The organism is Chryseobacterium sp. MEBOG07 (assembly GCF_021869745.1).
Classification (GTDB): Bacteria; Bacteroidota; Bacteroidia; order Flavobacteriales; family Weeksellaceae; genus Chryseobacterium; species Chryseobacterium viscerum.
The window spans coordinates 2,133,603-2,151,046 of sequence record NZ_CP084579.1 but is presented as its reverse complement, the minus strand read 5'-3'; the positions used below and the strand labels follow the sequence as shown (position 1 = coordinate 2,151,046).

At 33.3% G+C, this 17,444-nt stretch carries 20 protein-coding genes and 1 tRNA gene; 1 reads left to right on the top strand and 20 read right to left on the bottom strand.

The genetic code is table 11. From position 1 onward, the window contains the following. Positions 1-55: 55 nt before the first annotated feature. From LF886_RS09775 to LF886_RS09755, 5 genes are all read right to left on the bottom strand, one after another. Positions 56-961: a DUF6712 family protein gene (locus tag LF886_RS09775; RefSeq protein ID WP_236853924.1), complete on the bottom strand. Its 906-nt coding sequence runs from the start codon at positions 959-961 to the stop codon at positions 56-58. Positions 962-998: 37 nt separating this feature from the next. Next, positions 999-2,330: a hypothetical protein gene (locus LF886_RS09770; protein WP_236853923.1), complete on the bottom strand. Its 1,332-nt coding sequence runs from the start codon at positions 2,328-2,330 to the stop codon at positions 999-1,001. 169 nt (positions 2,331-2,499) lie between these two features. After that, entirely contained in the window at positions 2,500-2,808 is a 309-nt protein-coding gene (locus LF886_RS09765) for a hypothetical protein (protein ID WP_236853922.1), read from the bottom strand. 273 nt (positions 2,809-3,081) lie between these two features. Further along, positions 3,082-4,608: a hypothetical protein gene (locus LF886_RS09760; RefSeq protein WP_236853921.1), complete on the bottom strand. Its 1,527-nt coding sequence runs from the start codon at positions 4,606-4,608 to the stop codon at positions 3,082-3,084. After that, positions 4,601-5,254, bottom strand: coding sequence for a hypothetical protein (locus LF886_RS09755; protein WP_236853920.1), 654 nt, complete (start codon positions 5,252-5,254; stop codon positions 4,601-4,603). Before LF886_RS09755 ends, LF886_RS09760 begins: the two co-directional genes overlap by 8 nt. Before the next feature lie 23 nt (positions 5,255-5,277). Between LF886_RS09755 and LF886_RS09750 the strand changes: the two genes are divergently transcribed. Further along, entirely contained in the window at positions 5,278-5,577 is a 300-nt protein-coding gene (locus LF886_RS09750) for a hypothetical protein (protein ID WP_236853919.1), read from the top strand. A gap of 28 nt (positions 5,578-5,605) precedes the next feature. Here the strand turns inward: LF886_RS09750 and LF886_RS09745 are convergent, their stop codons facing one another. The 15 genes from LF886_RS09745 to LF886_RS09675 all read right to left on the bottom strand — a co-directional run bounded on the left by LF886_RS09745 (position 5,606) and on the right by LF886_RS09675 (position 17,355). After that, the gene (locus LF886_RS09745; protein WP_236853918.1) at positions 5,606-6,301 is read right to left on the bottom strand and encodes a hypothetical protein; all 696 of its coding nucleotides are present in this window, start codon (positions 6,299-6,301) and stop codon (positions 5,606-5,608) included. 50 nt (positions 6,302-6,351) lie between these two features. Further along, positions 6,352-6,660 carry a hypothetical protein gene (locus LF886_RS09740; RefSeq protein ID WP_236853917.1) on the bottom strand — a complete coding sequence of 103 codons (309 nt, stop codon included), beginning with the start codon at positions 6,658-6,660 and terminating at the stop codon, positions 6,352-6,354. Position 6,661: 1 nt separating this feature from the next. Next, positions 6,662-7,243, bottom strand: a complete 582-nt coding sequence (locus LF886_RS09735) for a hypothetical protein (RefSeq protein ID WP_236853916.1) — start codon at positions 7,241-7,243, stop codon at positions 6,662-6,664. A gap of 3 nt (positions 7,244-7,246) precedes the next feature. Next, on the bottom strand, positions 7,247-7,744 hold the full coding sequence (locus LF886_RS09730; RefSeq protein ID WP_236853915.1) for a hypothetical protein: 498 nt from the start codon (positions 7,742-7,744) through the stop codon (positions 7,247-7,249). A gap of 8 nt (positions 7,745-7,752) precedes the next feature. Further along, a complete protein-coding gene (locus LF886_RS09725; protein WP_236853914.1) occupies positions 7,753-8,772 on the bottom strand; it encodes a hypothetical protein in 1,020 nt (339 codons plus the stop codon). A gap of 6 nt (positions 8,773-8,778) precedes the next feature. Then, positions 8,779-9,240, bottom strand: coding sequence for a hypothetical protein (locus LF886_RS09720; RefSeq protein ID WP_236853913.1), 462 nt, complete (start codon positions 9,238-9,240; stop codon positions 8,779-8,781). Position 9,241: 1 nt separating this feature from the next. Next, complete coding sequence (locus tag LF886_RS09715) at positions 9,242-10,060, bottom strand: hypothetical protein (protein ID WP_236853912.1); 819 nt, start codon at positions 10,058-10,060, stop codon at positions 9,242-9,244. 23 nt (positions 10,061-10,083) lie between these two features. Then, entirely contained in the window at positions 10,084-10,308 is a 225-nt protein-coding gene (locus tag LF886_RS09710) for a hypothetical protein (protein ID WP_236853911.1), read from the bottom strand. Further along, positions 10,305-10,727 (bottom strand): hypothetical protein, encoded by a 423-nt coding sequence (locus tag LF886_RS09705; RefSeq protein WP_236853910.1) that lies wholly within the window; start codon positions 10,725-10,727, stop codon positions 10,305-10,307. The genes LF886_RS09710 and LF886_RS09705 overlap by 4 nt, the downstream gene beginning before the upstream one ends. A gap of 28 nt (positions 10,728-10,755) precedes the next feature. After that, positions 10,756-11,040 (bottom strand): hypothetical protein, encoded by a 285-nt coding sequence (locus LF886_RS09700; RefSeq protein WP_236853909.1) that lies wholly within the window; start codon positions 11,038-11,040, stop codon positions 10,756-10,758. Positions 11,041-11,044: 4 nt separating this feature from the next. Then, positions 11,045-11,713, bottom strand: a complete 669-nt coding sequence (locus LF886_RS09695) for a DNA adenine methylase (protein ID WP_236853908.1) — start codon at positions 11,711-11,713, stop codon at positions 11,045-11,047. A 118-nt stretch (positions 11,714-11,831) separates the two neighbouring features. Beyond that, entirely contained in the window at positions 11,832-12,056 is a 225-nt protein-coding gene (locus LF886_RS09690; protein WP_236853907.1) for a hypothetical protein, read from the bottom strand. 330 nt (positions 12,057-12,386) lie between these two features. After that, positions 12,387-15,683, bottom strand: a complete 3,297-nt coding sequence (gene dnaG, locus LF886_RS09685; protein ID WP_236853906.1) for a DNA primase — start codon at positions 15,681-15,683, stop codon at positions 12,387-12,389. 1,176 nt (positions 15,684-16,859) lie between these two features. After that, a tRNA-Ile gene (locus LF886_RS09680) sits at positions 16,860-16,932 on the bottom strand. Positions 16,933-17,112: 180 nt separating this feature from the next. After that, complete coding sequence (locus LF886_RS09675) at positions 17,113-17,355, bottom strand: hypothetical protein (protein ID WP_236853905.1); 243 nt, start codon at positions 17,353-17,355, stop codon at positions 17,113-17,115. Positions 17,356-17,444 lie beyond the last annotated feature (89 nt).

Sequence of the window (17,444 nt, the reverse complement as noted above, 5' to 3'; positions counted from 1 at the left end):
AAATATTTTTATATTTAAGCGAAAGTATGTTCATTATAAAGCTGTTAAAAGGACATTACATGTACAAACCTGATTTTCTCTCAATGATTTCTCTTCCGACTTTTTTACTATTTTCTTGGTAGCATGGAAAGTCTTCTTTGTTTTCTTTTATGTATTCTAAAATTTTGGAAAAAGAGTCTGTAGCAATATTTAGAAATGAGTGTTTTAATCTTAATTTTTCCTGATCTGACACCAAAACTGACTTTTGCCACGGAAGTTCTTCATATTGAAATACAACTCCGGAAGAAATGAATGTAAATTGAGAGAGACTTAAAGCATTTCCTAAAGAATAATAGACTAAACTTTCCTTTAGTAAAGTAGATAAAACAGGCTCTTTTTCAACCTCTTCCAATGTACAGCCTTTAATTTTACTTGAAATAGAAAATAGCCAAACTCTCTGCATCAATGGGACCATAAGAATATACATATCCATTGATTTGTTAATTGAATAAATCTTATTGAATTCTTCAGGGTTCGGGATTGGACCATATGAATAATGCTTATAAAAATCACATTTAGATTTCAAATCAGGATCTTTTGAAATTTCTGTCAAAGCATCTGATAAACATTCATCTGCTATTTTAACAAGTGTTAAAGCCATATCACGAATATCCCACCAATCAGCTGGTTTTGTTTTATCTCCTTCACTTGTGACAATCCCCCAACTTTTAATTTTAGATTTAATAAATGGTATTGCAATTACTACGGAGTAGCATGCAGCAGCTTTATAAATAAGAGTCGAAATAAATTCCTCACTTTCTTTAGATGAGTTTCTAAGTTCAGATAAAAAATCACTGGATATGTAGGGAAATATTTTTTTCCTAAATGCTGTTTCTTGATGTGGGTTGATGACATCAAGACCGAAATTTTTTGGAAGACCAACATATTCTTTAAAATCTTCCTGTGTTAATGTATGTTGCATTTTTAATACTTTTTTTTGAAAAAAAATAATTTGTCACTTATAGCGGTACGGAGGTTTGTCCGGTTGGATTTTTGTCAAGTGTAGTTAACTGAATATTTGGGAATTTCCCAATCAAATTAGGATCCCATCCATTCCAATCACGGATAGTTAGAAATATTTCCAAGGTCACTGCATGTTTAGCCGGTAATCTTGAACACAGGATGGTGTATGCTTCCCGTTTGTCAGATCCGGATCCAGAAAGATTTTTTCCACCCGGAATTCCAGCACCAAGTAAACAAGGATCAACCCCCATCGGAAATAAAATTTCTGAGTTTCCGGCGGATGCATCCACAAGAAAATCTCCATTAGATTGATCTTGTTTAATTGTTTCTATCTGTACTCCTTTGATTAGCTCACCGCTATTTTTATCACGGAAAAATGGAGAAATGATTGAAGTTCCTGCCCCTTTATTTCCTGCTATTTTAGAGTCAATTTTATCAACGAGTTCTTTTCTTTTGCTCTCCTTTTCTTCATCGGTAAAATCAATCCAGGCATCCTGGTAAATATGTGCAAAATAATCATCAGCTAAATGTATCAAATACTTAAAATTAAGCTGATTTTCAAACATAAATTTTTTAAATTCTGGAATAGCCAACACAACATCCATCCATCCGTTTTTAAACGAAGAGTGCCAACCTACAGAAGGGTAAACATTCTCAATACTTAAAACATCCATTGCAGGAATTGTAAAGTTGTGAATCTTTCTTCTCTTACATTCTTCTTTTATTTCTTCAACAGAAAACATCTGATCAAATGCAGGTATAAGAATGTCATTCTCTTTTTTCCGAGATTCCCAATTATTGTTGACAATAATATTATCAATAAGCCCTGATTGTTCATTCGGGACTTGAAACCTGCTTTTTGCAACTGGCTGCCTTTTGACGGAAATAATTTTAGAAAAATCCGGACTCAAAAGAAACTCTGGAGTTGTCCATCGATAAGATTCAAAATCTTTAATGATACCCAGATTAAATAAGTTATATTTTGTCCTCCTAAAAAACTCATGAATTTCCGGATATTTAGTCAATCTAACTTTTTTAAAATCGGTACCAGAATCAGTATCAATTTCTTCAAATAAAGAAAAACCAGTTCCATAGTGCGCAGAAGTCAGAACTTCCAAACCTCCAATCGCTGTACCTGATTTTTTTAGTTTTCTTTCAAACTCTATTGGATATAAATTGTTATCACCCCAGACACAAACATCAGAATCTCCATTGGATTTTACTTGTTTTGGTTGTGAATGCTGTGGCATACCTTTTACAGCATTGAATATCACTGCTGCTTTGTTGTCACCAATGGACCAAATACCTTCTGAAATTCTACTTTTCATAATTTATAAAATGGTTCTTTTGAATTTTTACATTTAGAATTATCACAAGTTCTTGAACCAAATAATCCTAAAAATCCTTTTTTGGAAGCAGTGGAATTACATTTCTTACAGAATGTACCCACACCTTGTCTAATACACCTTAATAAGGGCTGTTTAGGCTTTTTCATATCTATAAAATGACTAATATTCCGTTAAGCCGGATAATGAAAAAAATATTAATGGTTATAATATCCCCAGCAACTTTTATATTTCTTGTATGATTTTTAAAGTGATTAGGATTTTTAAACGGTGTAGGATCTGACAACCTTTTGACTCCTTTTCTTTTAGGGGGTTGCAAAAGTTCAGCATTCATATGAATAACATATCTCCCTCCGGTTTTGTTATACCTATTACCAGTCCTTATTTCAATATCAAAAAGAATTGGATTTTTATTTTCGTCCAGACTCTTCATTATTTTGAGAGCATCACTTAAAAACATTGTTTTTTCCACGTTTCAAATGTCAGAATTGATACTGCATAGCAAAAGGACAGCACTAAAATTGCAAAAATAGCAGGGCGAATCCCACAAATAAAAAACCAACCAATTGAAAACATGACCATTAACCCAATCCAAAAAGCATAAAGTCCCATTTTTTGAAAGAGAGCCCCACAGCCGCCTTATTTAAAACTACAATTGCCGTTTTTCAGCTGACTGAAATATGAGCAGACCCCGCAAATGGGCATAAAAAAAGGCCCCTCCGGGGCCTTATCTTTATAAGTTGGTAATAATGTATGATGATCGATAGGAAGGGTCTATAGCAGAGGCGAAGCCCCAGAACAATCTGTAATCAAATGTGTCTGAGAAGTGGGTGGCGTGTTCCTGGGGAATTGTCTTAGAACGCTCGCTACTCTTATCCTTCTCAAAACCATCTTTGTGGGTAACTTCTGCATTCTCCATAGAAACGATTAGGTTAGGACATCTATCAGCATTGATTCTTACTGTAGGTAATGTAAAGTCAGTTTCACTAAGAATTGTTTCAATGAGTCTATACTTTAGAATGTGGCTAGGATTATTTGTATTAGGTGTCTTGTTAATAACTTTCCATCCTGCAGCCCTCAACTGATTCTCTACATCTTCAGCAAGTGTTGTCTTACTGTTTGCTTCTTCCTTATACCCTGAACGGTCATGATATAAATGAACAATATTACAAGATGATTTGTGAGGCTCATAGTAATCAATAAACTTTTTGACCAGATCACTTAACTTTTCCTGATCAGCTGCCTTAGCAAAAAATTCTTTAATGAAGTTTAAAGTATTCGTAGATTTCAGATGTTGTGATACAGTTCCACAGTTTATTTTACCTCCAAAATCAATATTAAAGTCAAGCGGTACATTACGCACCAAATCTGTATCATATTTACATGAGGGAGTAAAGCCTTCAGTAACCCCACCCAATAATTTAAAATCATCCTTAGAATCATAATAATGTTTAAGCTTTAATTGAGGATAGAAGCCATCTACAACCCCACGAGGTCTTATATTCATTATTTCGGCTTCAAACATCATCTGTGATAATGCCTCTGTCCTCATGTCCTGAATCCAGCCCTTTCTGAGATTGTGAGCATTTACAAAGGAATTAGCCTTTATAAATCGGTACTTATTAGTTTTTTTAAGACTTAACTTTTCTCTATTTGTAAACCATTCGCCCTTCCTTGTCATGGCAACGGAAGAAACGAACATAGTGGAGTTTAATGATTTGGCATTCTTAAACTCTGATTTTACAGTTCTATTTGTAGTTAAAACGTTATTGAAAAGCCTCGTATAATCCAACAGGGCCGCCTCGTCTCCTACTACCCATGAAGCATTCAGACCACGGCCGGAATCAGGATTATCCAGTGACACAAAATTTGCTACAGTCCCATTCCGGAAATGAATCACATTATTCCAACTATCCGGTTTGGAAAAAGGCATTTCAAATCCTAATTTCTTGCCACTGGATCCCACAACATAATCAATATCTTCGTAAAGGCCAAACATTTTTAATCCCTCTTTTGTAGATGGTAATGTTCTAGTCTTAATCTGAACAAAGGTTTCCCCAACAATAACACCGGTGGACATTGCCATCTCTTTAACGTTGGTTTGAATCTTTTTACCAATAACGGTTGATTTACCAGATCCCCTTGCTGCTTCTACATCAATCTCTGGAACACCTGCCTTAATAGCATCTACGACCGCCATTTGCATCAGATTAAGCGGAACATCAACAATAGGCATCTGATACTGTGAAAAACTACTCATCATCTTCCGGATTTTCTATTTCTTGGAATTCTACATCCTCAGCTCCTAAAAACATTAAGTCAACAACTCCACGTTCGGCAGCCTTCCTAAACATTTTCTTAACTGCTGGAGGTAAGATTTGCCTGTATATAGATGCTTCAAGTTTCTTAGGATCAACTTCATTACCTTTGTCTTCCGGAATATACTTACAGTAGTTTTCGTACGCTTTATTAGCCGTCTTAAGATCTCCTTTCTTTTTCGCAGTGATATATAAATCATAAAAGACAGATCTTGCCACTGCTATTTCTGCAGCTGAATCTACTTTATCCAAATCGCCAAATAATTGCATCGAAATCTGATAAAATCGATAAGCGGTAGTTCTTGATAATCCCTCACCGCCTCTATCCTTTGCCCGCATAAGAATTCCTATGATATCATTCTGGTGATATTTATTATTTACCCTTAATGCCCAAATTTTTTCAAAAAGTTTTTTCTTTTCAAAATCAGCAGGTTCAAGCATGAAATTTTCGTCTATATAATTGTTTTTAAGACGTTGGAGGAGATTATTTTTAGTAAAGCTTACAAGTTCCATAAAACGAAAATAGCCCCAGAAAAAGGCTATTAAAAGGACAAAAAAAAGATTAGAGCATATTTCAAAAAATCTCATATATTTAACAAAAAATTATAACTATGGATATAGCAATGAGATTCGAGGATACTGTAAAAAGTATTTGGGGACAACCAGAATTCCCAATTTATTTTGCTGGGTATTATGATTCACAAAATCACAAAACTTTTAAGTCACTTTTGTTAACACTATGCATTTATGTATTAAACTATCATACAAGCAAATACGATCAGGAAGAATTGCAGGTTTTACGAGATTATGAAGCGTTAGCTGGAAGTGGTGATTCATCATATACGGACGACATAAATTTTTTAAAGTTCCTGTATAAAAAAAATGTTAAAGTTCCTGTGGAATGGGAATAAATAGAAGCACTCAATTATGAGTGCTTTTTTAATGCTGGTTTATCAATTTATCAAGTTCTGTAACCTGATTAATATACTCCTGCAGCTTTTCTCTTTTCCGGTTGACCAGATGTAATTTCAGATTATATTCTTTATCTCCTATTTCGGGAAGATTGGATTCCATTTGGTTTAATGTTTTGATACGTTTTGTAATATTTGATCTCAAATTATTCCTTGTCTTTAAAAGCTCAATAGCAGTAAGACCGGAAAAGTTTTTATTGGTTTTTATTGGTAAAATACGTTTGTGGTCCTGATAATAGTCTAAAGCCCTTTGACAGTCTTCCATAGCTTCAATATTTCCCAGGATTTCCCATTGAATTTTTAATGCTGTTATTTCATCCAATCTATCAACCGAGTTGAGCTGTTGCTTAAGAGAACAGGCAGATAGCCAATGATCATATCTACTTTTAAAAACAGGATGGAGCTCTTGAGGATAATTCGAAATAAGATCTGAAAATTTACTTTCCCTTTTCTGGATTATAATTTTTATTTCTGGTTCCGACTCAGATTTATCAGATTCAATTTCTTTTTTTTCTTCAGTACTCTGGACATCAAATTGCTTTATCAAATATTTTAACTTGGAATGATTTACAAGACTAAATGATGATAGTTTTTTCATCATGACCTGGTCACCTCCAAGGCTAAAATATTTACTTAATAATTCTTTGTGAGTTTTTCTATCCATATGAAAAAAACTCTCTAAAGAAGAGAGTTTTATTTTATAATTATTTATTACTAAGATTTTTCTTTCAGAGGTTCTGCATCTTTATTTTTACCTGCCATTTTTTCCGCTAAAGCCAGTTCCAACACAGATACATCATGTATTAAGTTTTGTGCCTTTCTTACTTTAATGATATTCTGCAGTCTTTCATTAGAAAGTCTTTTAAGCTGGTCTTTGGCTTCTTTTTTAAGCATTAAATAAGTTGCGCCTGCTTCGATAAGCTCTAATGCATTTTCAGGAACGTCGTTAAGAACTACTGTAGATCCATCACCTTTTCTGATAATAGAACCTTTTGGTACTGCTAATATGATAATTTCTTTCATATTATGTTACTATAGGTGTATCAGGTAGTAATGTTATATCCCCGTCATAAGCATAAACAGTAGTGTTTGCTGAAAGTTTTCCAGTTATTCCACTGTCAGACTCACCAGTATCTCCTGAAGTGTTTTCTGAAGAGACAAAGTAAGTTCCGTTTTCTTTATTTCCGATAACCCACAACTGCCCTGTGGAATCTGGAATAGCATAAATCATTGGGGTATTTACATGAACAATTTGGAATCCTACCGTTTTTTTCTTGAAACCTTTCACAAAAATATCAAGATCAACTTTTATTTTCATATTCCCCTTTGTTCCGACAAATAAGTTTGTAAGCTTATTTTTATCAACAAGAATATCTATTTTTTTCCATCCATAGCCTGTCAATGGTACTAAACCTGCTGAAGGGATTGTTGCTGCCTCTTCATAAGATTTGGGAATTTTAGGAGGCTTTGTAAATGTTCCCATATGATCTTTGGGAATGTAATACAATGTAGTTGCTAAACCTGCAACTTCCTCACCATCACCACAACTGGTAAGGTTTTGCATGAGTATTTTTTTTATGCATTCGTCTAAAATTGGATCTGCCATTGCTTATAAATTTTGGATGTAACCTGAATTAGAAGATACAAGATCAAGTAAAGCATCTTCATTATTAATAATTTGTTGTTGTGTCATCGCCTCTCCTTCATAACGGATTAATTTGGGAGCCGAATCTTTGAATTTCTTTTTTTCACCTTGAAACTCAAATTCCAAGCCCGGAAGCATTTCATCCGATTTCGATTCTTTAAGCGAATTTTCTCTTTTTTCAACAGCTTTCTCACGAACATTTACAGCTGATTCTCTTTTTGCTACCTCATTTTCACGCTCTTCAACGGAATTTTCCCTTTCCTCAACAGCCGATTCTCGCTCTTCAACATCACTTTCACGCTCTTCAATAGAAAATTCTATCAACTCTAAATCAGATTGTATTTTTTCAGTTAAATCCTCCGAACCTTCAATTTTATCAGATTGAATATTTTCAGGCTGTTTATTCTCTGTTGTAGGCTGCTCCTCATTAAGAGGAGTGACCTTTGTTTTTGTTTCTTTCATTGTAATAATTATGAAGCAATTTTACTTTCGTTTTGATAGAATAATTTATTTTGAGCTGCATTATTCAATCCAATCTTTTTAGTAGCATCCGCTGTATGTACATACAAATATTGATTGATAGCAAAGTCATAATTCAGAGAAAATTCAGACATAAGCTTAATACTCCTGTCCTGAACCTGAATTCCAGAAATGTAACCCGGATTTTCAACAACATCTACCAATTCAAGTAAATTGTTATCAATTGTTGCGAAAATAGTTCCTTTATCTAATCCAGGAACACCGACAATTTCTCTTTTTCCGAGCCTTGTTTTGGTAATATCAGCAGAATTGAAAGAAGGAGTATTTTTATAAGTATCATCATACGCCTCTTCGTACTCTTCCTTATCTTCAAGTGAAGTAAAAATCTGTTTAACTTTCATTTTAGACTTTGCAGGTAGCTTTTTTTCAAATGAATTAATTTCACCTAAAATATTATTAGCAGTCACAGCGTTACCCGGAATAAGATATGCAGGAGATTGAACATCTGCTAAAATTTTAGTTAAAGTGGTTTGAATACCATCCATTGAAAAACCGAAAACAGGATTGTCAATTCCTACCTTACTCGCATCATATACCCCTTGAATATGTAGGAAATCTAAATCATCAATGATTTTAGCGATAACCATATCCATAGTTTCTTTAGTGATCAGCTTATCTTTAGGGTCTTTTCCTTCTTCAAATTTATAAGCGTAAATGGTTCCCAGAATTTCCGCTGGATCTAATAAAAAATCTACTTTTTGACGGTATGATCTTAAATCTTTCTTTTTGAATGTAACATCCGTAAAAGGTGTAAACTTCTTAGAATAAAAAGCTTGAACCACATTTCCCATTAATGCTACAACTGATGGATATTCACCATTAATTTTGGTAAGCCTTTTAGCATATTTGCTTAAAAAAATTGATTCAGACAATAAAGCTGCCTGAAAGGCTTGAGGGTTTTGATTTACATAAGAAACCAATTCCGATCTAATTTCGTCTATTTCAAACATTTTAAATTATTTTAAAGTTGGGAATTTGCTTCTATCAGATAAAATTTTATTATGCTGATAATTTTCACTCGGATCGGGATCTACATCATTTTTATCTTTTCCATCGTTTTTAGGGAAATTGTGTCGATTATTGGAAGCTCCATATTCTTTACACTTAGTTCCTAAAAGTTCTATTGCTTGAACACTTGTTGCATTCTCTTGCAGATCAGCAGTAAGGCTGTTTAATTCTAAAGCCTGGGTAACGGCACTTTGCAAACCATCTTTTTCTCCCTTAAGCGTGTTGAAACTTTTTTGTAGTGCATCAAACTTTGTCTGAAGTTCGGCATCACCTCCATGAATAGAAAGCTGATCTTCCAATTTTTGGAGCTGCTCTTCATCCAATCTTGTATGTGCATTAGCACCAAATAAACCGGATTGAATAGTGATTGTTTGTAAGCCTAATAGGGCTGTTAATTTTGGATATTTCATTTTAAAATAATTGTAATGCTTGTTCTTTGGTTAGTAATTCATCACACAAACCAATTTTAAGAGCCTCATTAGGCCGGTAAAGCTCTCCTTTGTATACTTTACCATCATCTTTTAGATTCTCACCATAAAAACCTCTCATATCATTGATAAACTCAGAATTGAATGATTGTGCCATTTCCTCAAATGGTTTTTCGTTTTGGTTATCTACCCATTCACGCCAGGCGTTATTTTTCAACGAGCTTGTAGGGGCATAAATATCTTTCATAGATGCTCCCAATTTGATTAGGATACCACTCATATCAGCAACTGGAATATAAGTTCCTAAAGAACCCGCCCAACTTGCATGAGTATTTAACACGCGATATTTACAAGCCCCAAAAAGATAAAGGGCTGCTGAACATACCAAACCATTGGAATATCCAATAGTCGGTGTTTTCATCGTTGAAATATAATTTGCTAACTCCCTGGTTCCATCACCCATTCCACCACCGGAATCAATATTGAGTAGAATACCGGAAACACGCTCATCATTCTCTAATTCTTTCATTACCTGCAGAATTGTTTGTGTTCCGGTATACCACCAATCAGAATACTTTATAATAGGCCCAATAATATCAACAACAACTGGGTATTGATTTATACCATTGTCAGCAAATGTTGACATCTGTCTATTGATATTATTAAAATATGATTCGTTGATTTTTTCCCTTGTTTGGAAAGATTGGTTTTTAAAACCAAGAACCAATTGTGACATAACAGACATTAAAAATGACTGATCTATCATAATTGGTTCATTGAAAAAATTGTTTGTTCCGTGCATACTGTTAGTATTCACGGACAAAACTATATTATAGGAGGAATGAAGAAAAGGACTTTGAAAGTAGGAACTATTTTGTATACACTTGGTGGTAAAATAGTCTCTCCGGAAATATTTATTGAAAAACTATCATTGCCGGAACCGTCATCTTTTATATTGTCGGTATGGGCCTGAGCGTGCCAATGATCAGCAGAAATTTTTCTTTCTGTTTCTGGATCCGGTACTGTTGTATGTTTTGGAAATGGTGTCATAATATGTAATTTACTGCTGTTTCTGTTAATTCTACATCATAGTATTTATTTGCAATATCTTCTATGGTTTCACAGTCGTGAAGTACAATTGTTGCAAGACCTAAACATCTGTAACCTTTAAACAACAACTTACTTTCTGCTTTTTGATAAGCAATACAATTTTCATAATTTATTAGTCCAGGATGATTTAAATAAGAATTATCAAGAAAGGAGGAGTAATAACCAGGTCTCTCTAAAATATTACCCATTTCATCAGTTGGAACAAACATTCCTAATTTTGTAGGTTCCTTAAGAAAAGCTGCATAGTTATTAACCCTACCCCAAAATGAATACATTAATAAAGATTCACTCTCTGATTCCCCACACGTCTGAGGCATACTGTACTTTATAACAAAATTTAGCATTGACATTAGTTTCATGATATCTATTTTTTTTTATTCGTTCAGCTTAATACTCTACGATGTTAAATTTTCTCTTAACATATCGACGGATCCACCTCCTTGACTTACCTAAATTCTCGTAGTAAGACACTGTTTTTCTAACTTCCGTAAGCAATGCCTCTGATGGTGGTATTTTAGTTTCTGAAAGAGCTTTTATCTCCTCTTCTGTAACTAATTTTCCAATACTATAAACTGGACTCATTCTAATCTTACTTAAAAGTGATTCAGGATTTTGAAAATCACATACATTCCAATTGCCTATTGCTAAAATGTTTAAATCGTTACATTGCATATATTTAATTTTTAAGGTTAAAATCTATCTTTAATTGTGATTCAGAATAGTTTGTTATTAAAATTTCAGTTCTGGTATTTTTTATGTTCCTACGCTCCTTCAGATAGATAATATTTAGATTTCTTTCGGTCGCTGCATTAATTACAAAGTCGCTACTGAACTCTGACATTGCAGCCTTAATTCCACAACTATTAAGTAAATCAAGACAGTCTAACGTGTCAGATTTTTTCCAATTAGGTACTTTGTACCAATGTTCGGTTTCATGGTATACCGGATCCAGATAAATAAAACAGTTTTCTTTATCATTTAGCCCCTTGGTAAAAGAAATAGTAGGTAATACCTCTCTAAAATCTTTATTTAGGATCTTACAGTTTTGAAGTTTCAGGAAAGTATGATCAATATTTTTGAGTATTGTTTTCTTTGCATTATCCAAACCTACTCTCAAAGTATCTCCTTTTCCCAGGTAACTAAAGTTTGACAGAAGTAAAAACCTCACTGCTTTTTGAACCGGATCTGATTCTAAATTCCTTTTGTAATACTTCAATAAAGATTCTGATATTGGAACCTTTAAGATTTCTTCCTTAAGCTTTTCAGGCGATTGCTTAACAACCAAATATAAATTGGTAACATCATCATCTAAATCATTAAGAATAGAATATTTTGGTTCTGGCAAATAAAAGAAGCTACCTCCTGCACCAAAAAAAGCTCTATTCTCATTCTATGCTGTGGAAAATGACTATACAAAAGCTGGCTCAATCTCCTTTTGTTTCCGTTTCTTGTTAGAATCATAGTTAGTTTTTTATTGTTATTGAAAATGTAAATTCGTCAGGATAGATTCCCCAGCTTTCAAGCTCATTAATTGTTTCCCTGACTTTTTTAGATACTATATCAAAAGATTCTTTCCGGGTCCTGGCTGTTTGCCTGTCTTTATTATCTTTCCATAAGATTGAAACCTTGCATTGATTTATTTTAATGGTTTCTGTAAATTCTATTTTTTCGATTTTAAATTCTTTCATTTTTGGTTGTTTAAAGTTGACTAGCCTATATTTTGATTCTGTTTCTCCCTACAAATCCTACAAAACAGCAAAAAGACTTTATTAATCAATGTTTTACAGTATTTTTTCTTTCCCTACAGGATGGATGTTTTTATCAAAAAGTGTAGGGTTTTGTAGGGTTTTGTTTTTTTCATCCTACATAATACTACACAATACACATCATTTACTACATAGTTATTTAATTGTATTTTTTTAATTTTCAATACGTTATACATATTGTAGTATTTGTAGGATTATAATTTTTAGATTTTCATTTTTTTCTCTTATATATAGTTTTTAAAAAAACCTTTTTTAATCGTTTTCAGCAGCAAATTTTACGGTTTCATCTTCTGGGATAGTTTCCTGAAATAAAGAGCCATGATTCTTCTGTAGCTCATATAAGGATAGAATATCATCTTTTACATAGATCATTTTATTCAGATCAAAAATAAATGCACTGGTAGGCCCTACCTTTGCGTTATTACTTATTCTGCATTTATCCTTGTAATTATAAAAAGAGCTGTCATTTTTAAGCATTTCAAGCATTTCAGATTTTGCAGGTATTGTTTCTTTATATGTTCTTAGCCATCTGCTTAAGACCGTATTATAAACCTGTGTAAACTTGATAAAGATTAGATTACCTTCTACTTTATAATCCTTATGAAGCATAATAACCTCAGAAGAATTTCCACGCATTGAAGCCATAAAACATTCCCAGAATCTGGATATCGGAGAAGCTCCTGCCATTTTATTTTTCATATTCTTTACAATCTTTGCAAAATGGTTTTCAAGCTCAAGCTTTGTAAAAGGAAAGTTAATCGTATCGCAGTACAAAGTATAGGTAGTGTATAGAACTGATAAATTTTGAATCATTCTACTCATTGTATCTTTAAGATCCGGAAGACTTGAAAGGTGCCTTTTATTCATATTATATTCCTTTAAAAAGCTCTTTTCAAACCTTTCCCTATCTAAAATAAACTGATTACTATACTTTGAAAATCCTTCAATAACCATTTCCTTAAGATCATTGTATGCATCTGTTTCTTCTTCAGTATGCTTGCTGACTGAAATTTCTTCAAAAAGCTGTCTGGACATAGTTGGAGAGTCCTCAGAGTATTCGTTTCCGGTGATCACTACAGCTGATGTCATAGGAATTTCATCTGTAGAAAATTTACTTTCTGTAGTTCCAATCTCACGACCCCTTCTATCAAAATATTGTTTGATCAGTTCGTCCAGGTTTAAGCCTCTACGATATTCAGAGAAATGAACAATACCGTTGTTAAACTGTGATATCTTTCTGATTTGTGATGTAAGAGTAGAAGACTTTGCAGCCAGGTTAATAACCGACTGAGGTTCTCCCACAAATGACTGAATGATTTCAGCAATATTGTCTTTTCCGGATCCTCCTTCACCGTATAAAAAGTAAATAGGAAATGATTTTGTATGATGTTCTACGATATCTTGAAACAAAGCTGATATACCGAAAAGAATTGCCGTCATCCCTCTTTGCTTGTGAACCTTTACGATTTTAGCCATTAAACTATAAAAGTCTAACCTGCTATCAATAGAAAGGAATTTTTTCTGTGGAACGTATTTCCCAGGGATATCTTTATAAACTTTGTTTGCAGATGGGAAATAATAAGAAACTTTATTATATACATAAACACCATTCTCTTGCATCGGGATTACTTTCCCTTCTTTCGGTAAAATAATTTCATTGTTCCATACCCAGAATTTCGCTGAAGGAATCCATCCCAATTGTTCAATCATAAGGCCATCACCCATTTTATCGTAAAGGAATGATAAAATATTTTCGTGCTGTTGATTACTGGCTTTATACTGGAAGTTACCCCCTTTATCTGTAACAATATTTTTAAAGCCGATTACGGAATTAAAAAGGTTACTTTCAGCATGAGCAATAACATCTTTTCCAAAAACGTTAGTCATTCTGAAAAGCTTTTTAGAGGTTTCCCCACTCATATGCTGGATAATTTCAAAGCTGAAATTGGAAACATGCTTAAAATTGTATGGAGCTTCATCACCCATAATATGCCATATCCTATTTTTTGCCATGAATAAACCATACCTCTGGATATCTTCGATAAAGTCTTCAGTTTTACAACCGGCATCTAATAAATCTTTAGGCAATTCATATTCCCAATCAAGATTCATGTAGACCTTTGTTTTAGGCTTGCTTTCCTCTTCAATATCTTTTAGAATGTCATTGATTTCTTTTGTAGAGATATCATCTTTAAAGCGGTCGACTACAATTTTTATATATTGATTTTTGACTAAACTATCAGAAACATAGCTTATCACTTTGCCTGTAAATTCTACGAATGCCTTTTTACTGGCAGGAGACATTATTAATTTTTTTGGCTTTAAATCCTTGCCGGTCTCTTTCTTATGTTTCTTTATTTCTTCATCACGTTCCTGGATTGCTGGTGCCATTAATTCCTGGTACTTATTCTTCAATAAATACATTACAGAATCTTCCTGAAGAGCTGATAAATAAGATAAAGAATCATCACCCATTTTTTTGCCGATCGAGTCTGGATCATCACCTTCATGTTCAGGAACAATTATTTCCGCAAGCATTCCGTTTTTAAGTAATAATTCCATATCACGGATGGCAGCCTTTTGACCTGCTCCATTTTTATCATTGTCTCTGAAAATAACTACTTTATCCGTTACTTTCTTTAACAAATTAATTTGGTCAACTGTTAGGGCTGTTCCAAGAGTTCCTACTGCATTATCAAATCCGACCTGGTGCATTCGCATGACATCAGTAGGCCCTTCAACTAATAGTGCATATCCGAAAAACTTTATTTTAGCTTTAGCAAGGTTATAACCATAAAGAGCAGTACTTTTATTGAAAATGATACTGTCAGAAGAATTAAGATACTTCTGTTTTACTTCATCAGATTTTTCCGGATTTATACGGGCTGTAAATCCAATACAGTATGTTTTATGATTAATAATCGGAAACATAACACGATCCCTAAAGAAGTCATAATGTTGTGTTTCGTTAACCTTATCTTTCTTTACAAGACCTAACTCCAAAGCATCGGATAAAAGCCCCTGACTTTTAATAATCTTTGTAAGATGACTGTCATTGAAAGAATATCCAATATCAAAAAGATCTAAAATTTCTGGAGTGAAACCACGGACTTCAATCATGTATTTTTTTACCCAATGGTCAGCAGGAAGTCTCTTAAAATTATTTATGTAAGATTCATTTGCTTTAGTAACAATATCTTGGAGAATCTCCTTTTTCTCCCTCCTCTCTTTTTCTTCGGATGTTTCCTGATCATATCTGATATTGATCTGTAATTCTTTCGCAGCCTTTATGACAGCCGACAAGTAATCAAGTGCTTCTGTTTCCATTAAGAATTTAATCAAATCCTTTCCTCCTTTACCGGATGAATAGCATTTCCAAATTCCCTTACTATCAGAAACCATAAAGGACGGTGTCTTTTCGTCAATATTGAAGGGAGAAATCCCCTTCAATACAGAACCGGAAGGTTTTAGCTTAATAAATCCATTCAGAGCCTGAGATAACGGTGTATCTTTAATCTCGTCAATGGTTTGTTGTGATATTTTTGACATTGAAAATTAGTTTAGTTTTTGTTTTATATGTTAATTCCCAATTCACCGGGAATTCTATATTAAGTGTCTCTATTTTAACTGTAGTGATTTGTATAGATTTTCCGGATATCTTAACTTCACCTTCTTTTAGCAGTTTATTTATGGTAAAAAAGTCTCTTTGCTTAAAATGGTAGAGTAAAGGCCCTGGATAAATCAATTTGTTTTTTCATAAATGAGCTGCAGATCTATTAAGTTTCTCCTGTACCTTGTAGAACATGGATTCAATTGTTGCTGTATAAGTAAATTCAGACGTTTCTGGCTGATATAATTCTGTTCCTTGAAAAGATGCTTACAAAAAATAGTTAGCTGCTTATATTGCCTTGAATTGATTGTTTTCATATATGTACTTTAAAAGAATCCTCTATTGAATAGTCTGTAAATTTCTGGTGATGCATCTATTTTTTTCGGTCAAATTTTTTAAGGAATTCCTGGATATGTCTTATATCATTATTATCTAAATCAATGAATTTTATAAAATCTTTTTTTTGACCTTGAATTGAAATTACAGCCCATGATTTTGACATTAAATTGTGATCAACGCTAACATCAATATTATTCAGCATATTTTTAATTTCCTGTTTATTTTCTTATTCTCACTTAAATAAAAATGCAAAGCCTCCAATTGATCTGAAAAAACCCAGAAAAAAAATCTTCGGATGATGGATTTTAAAATTTTCATAATAAGTTTGTACTATTACATTTTGGGCATTCTATTTTTGACTCCATTCTCAAATCGAAAACATTACCACAACATCGACATACTAACAAAATCACTTGGTTATGATCTTTTACTAAATCCATTATTGTAGGTACTTTAGTTTTGCTTTTTTTTATTTTATGTTTTTCTACCTCAATAAAGTCTCTGATATCCGAATTATAAATCATATTTAGACTGCTTGTTTATTTTGATATAATGTATAAGCAGCTTCTTTTTAAATTAAAAACCCGACCGGCAAAAGCCAGCCGGGTAAACTAATTTCAACTGCTCAAAAAATTAAGCTGTGTCAAGTAGCAGAATCGAACTGCTCTGTGTTTGGAAAACCAACTACCTTAAACCACTCAGGCAACTTGACAAAAAACCCGGTCCGGAGACCGGGTAAAAACTAATAACCATGAAAACTCAAATAAACATGAGTGTGGTCTCAGGGAGATTCGAACTCCCGACTTTCTCGTTATGAGCGAGATGCTCTAACCACTGAACTATGAGACCAAGAAAAAGCACTTTTTGAACTTCTACGCTGATCAGGACTTTGCTCTTAAAAATTAGACAATCATTGAAGAATAAGTTTATTTTAAGTCCCTTTCTTGAAGTGCTTTTATTAATTTTTAAGATACTGCACTACTTCTTAGCTGGTATTTACGGCCCCTTCGTATCTTACAGTAATAAGCATTACGGTTTTATAACCGGTTTTATTTTTGTTAAAAAGCTATCCTCTTCATATCCTTCTTGCTTGAAAAAATCTAAGGCTGCTTTTTTTGTTAAAGTTGAATTAGGTATAGGCTTTTTTTGACTTTTTTTCACAATATCATATACAGCCCTATCGCTTACTTCTAAAGCAGCAGCTAATCGAATTCTGAATTTCCCATTATCGTTAAGTTGCTGAATCATTTCGTTTTTGATATAAAATGCCATATCCTGTTTTTATTTTTTTGTGTGTAAAAATTCGTACATTTGTTTGAATCTTTACACAAAAGTAACAAAAGTTCACCAACTTAATGTAA

Coding starts and splice junctions, on each gene's coding strand:
- LF886_RS09775 (WP_236853924.1), bottom strand. CDS start 961: ATGCAACATACATTAACACAGGAAGATTTTAAAGAATATGTTGGTCTT.
- LF886_RS09770 (WP_236853923.1), bottom strand. CDS start 2,330: ATGAAAAGTAGAATTTCAGAAGGTATTTGGTCCATTGGTGACAACAAA.
- LF886_RS09765 (WP_236853922.1), bottom strand. CDS start 2,808: ATGTTTTTAAGTGATGCTCTCAAAATAATGAAGAGTCTGGACGAAAAT.
- LF886_RS09760 (WP_236853921.1), bottom strand. CDS start 4,608: ATGAGTAGTTTTTCACAGTATCAGATGCCTATTGTTGATGTTCCGCTT.
- LF886_RS09755 (WP_236853920.1), bottom strand. CDS start 5,254: ATGAGATTTTTTGAAATATGCTCTAATCTTTTTTTTGTCCTTTTAATA.
- LF886_RS09750 (WP_236853919.1), top strand. CDS start 5,278: ATGGATATAGCAATGAGATTCGAGGATACTGTAAAAAGTATTTGGGGA.
- LF886_RS09745 (WP_236853918.1), bottom strand. CDS start 6,301: ATGGATAGAAAAACTCACAAAGAATTATTAAGTAAATATTTTAGCCTT.
- LF886_RS09740 (WP_236853917.1), bottom strand. CDS start 6,660: ATGAAAGAAATTATCATATTAGCAGTACCAAAAGGTTCTATTATCAGA.
- LF886_RS09735 (WP_236853916.1), bottom strand. CDS start 7,243: ATGGCAGATCCAATTTTAGACGAATGCATAAAAAAAATACTCATGCAA.
- LF886_RS09730 (WP_236853915.1), bottom strand. CDS start 7,744: ATGAAAGAAACAAAAACAAAGGTCACTCCTCTTAATGAGGAGCAGCCT.
- LF886_RS09725 (WP_236853914.1), bottom strand. CDS start 8,772: ATGTTTGAAATAGACGAAATTAGATCGGAATTGGTTTCTTATGTAAAT.
- LF886_RS09720 (WP_236853913.1), bottom strand. CDS start 9,240: ATGAAATATCCAAAATTAACAGCCCTATTAGGCTTACAAACAATCACT.
- LF886_RS09715 (WP_236853912.1), bottom strand. CDS start 10,060: ATGCACGGAACAAACAATTTTTTCAATGAACCAATTATGATAGATCAG.
- LF886_RS09710 (WP_236853911.1), bottom strand. CDS start 10,308: ATGACACCATTTCCAAAACATACAACAGTACCGGATCCAGAAACAGAA.
- LF886_RS09705 (WP_236853910.1), bottom strand. CDS start 10,727: ATGAAACTAATGTCAATGCTAAATTTTGTTATAAAGTACAGTATGCCT.
- LF886_RS09700 (WP_236853909.1), bottom strand. CDS start 11,040: ATGCAATGTAACGATTTAAACATTTTAGCAATAGGCAATTGGAATGTA.
- LF886_RS09690 (WP_236853907.1), bottom strand. CDS start 12,056: ATGAAAGAATTTAAAATCGAAAAAATAGAATTTACAGAAACCATTAAA.
- dnaG (WP_236853906.1), bottom strand. CDS start 15,683: ATGTCAAAAATATCACAACAAACCATTGACGAGATTAAAGATACACCG.
- LF886_RS09675 (WP_236853905.1), bottom strand. CDS start 17,355: ATGGCATTTTATATCAAAAACGAAATGATTCAGCAACTTAACGATAAT.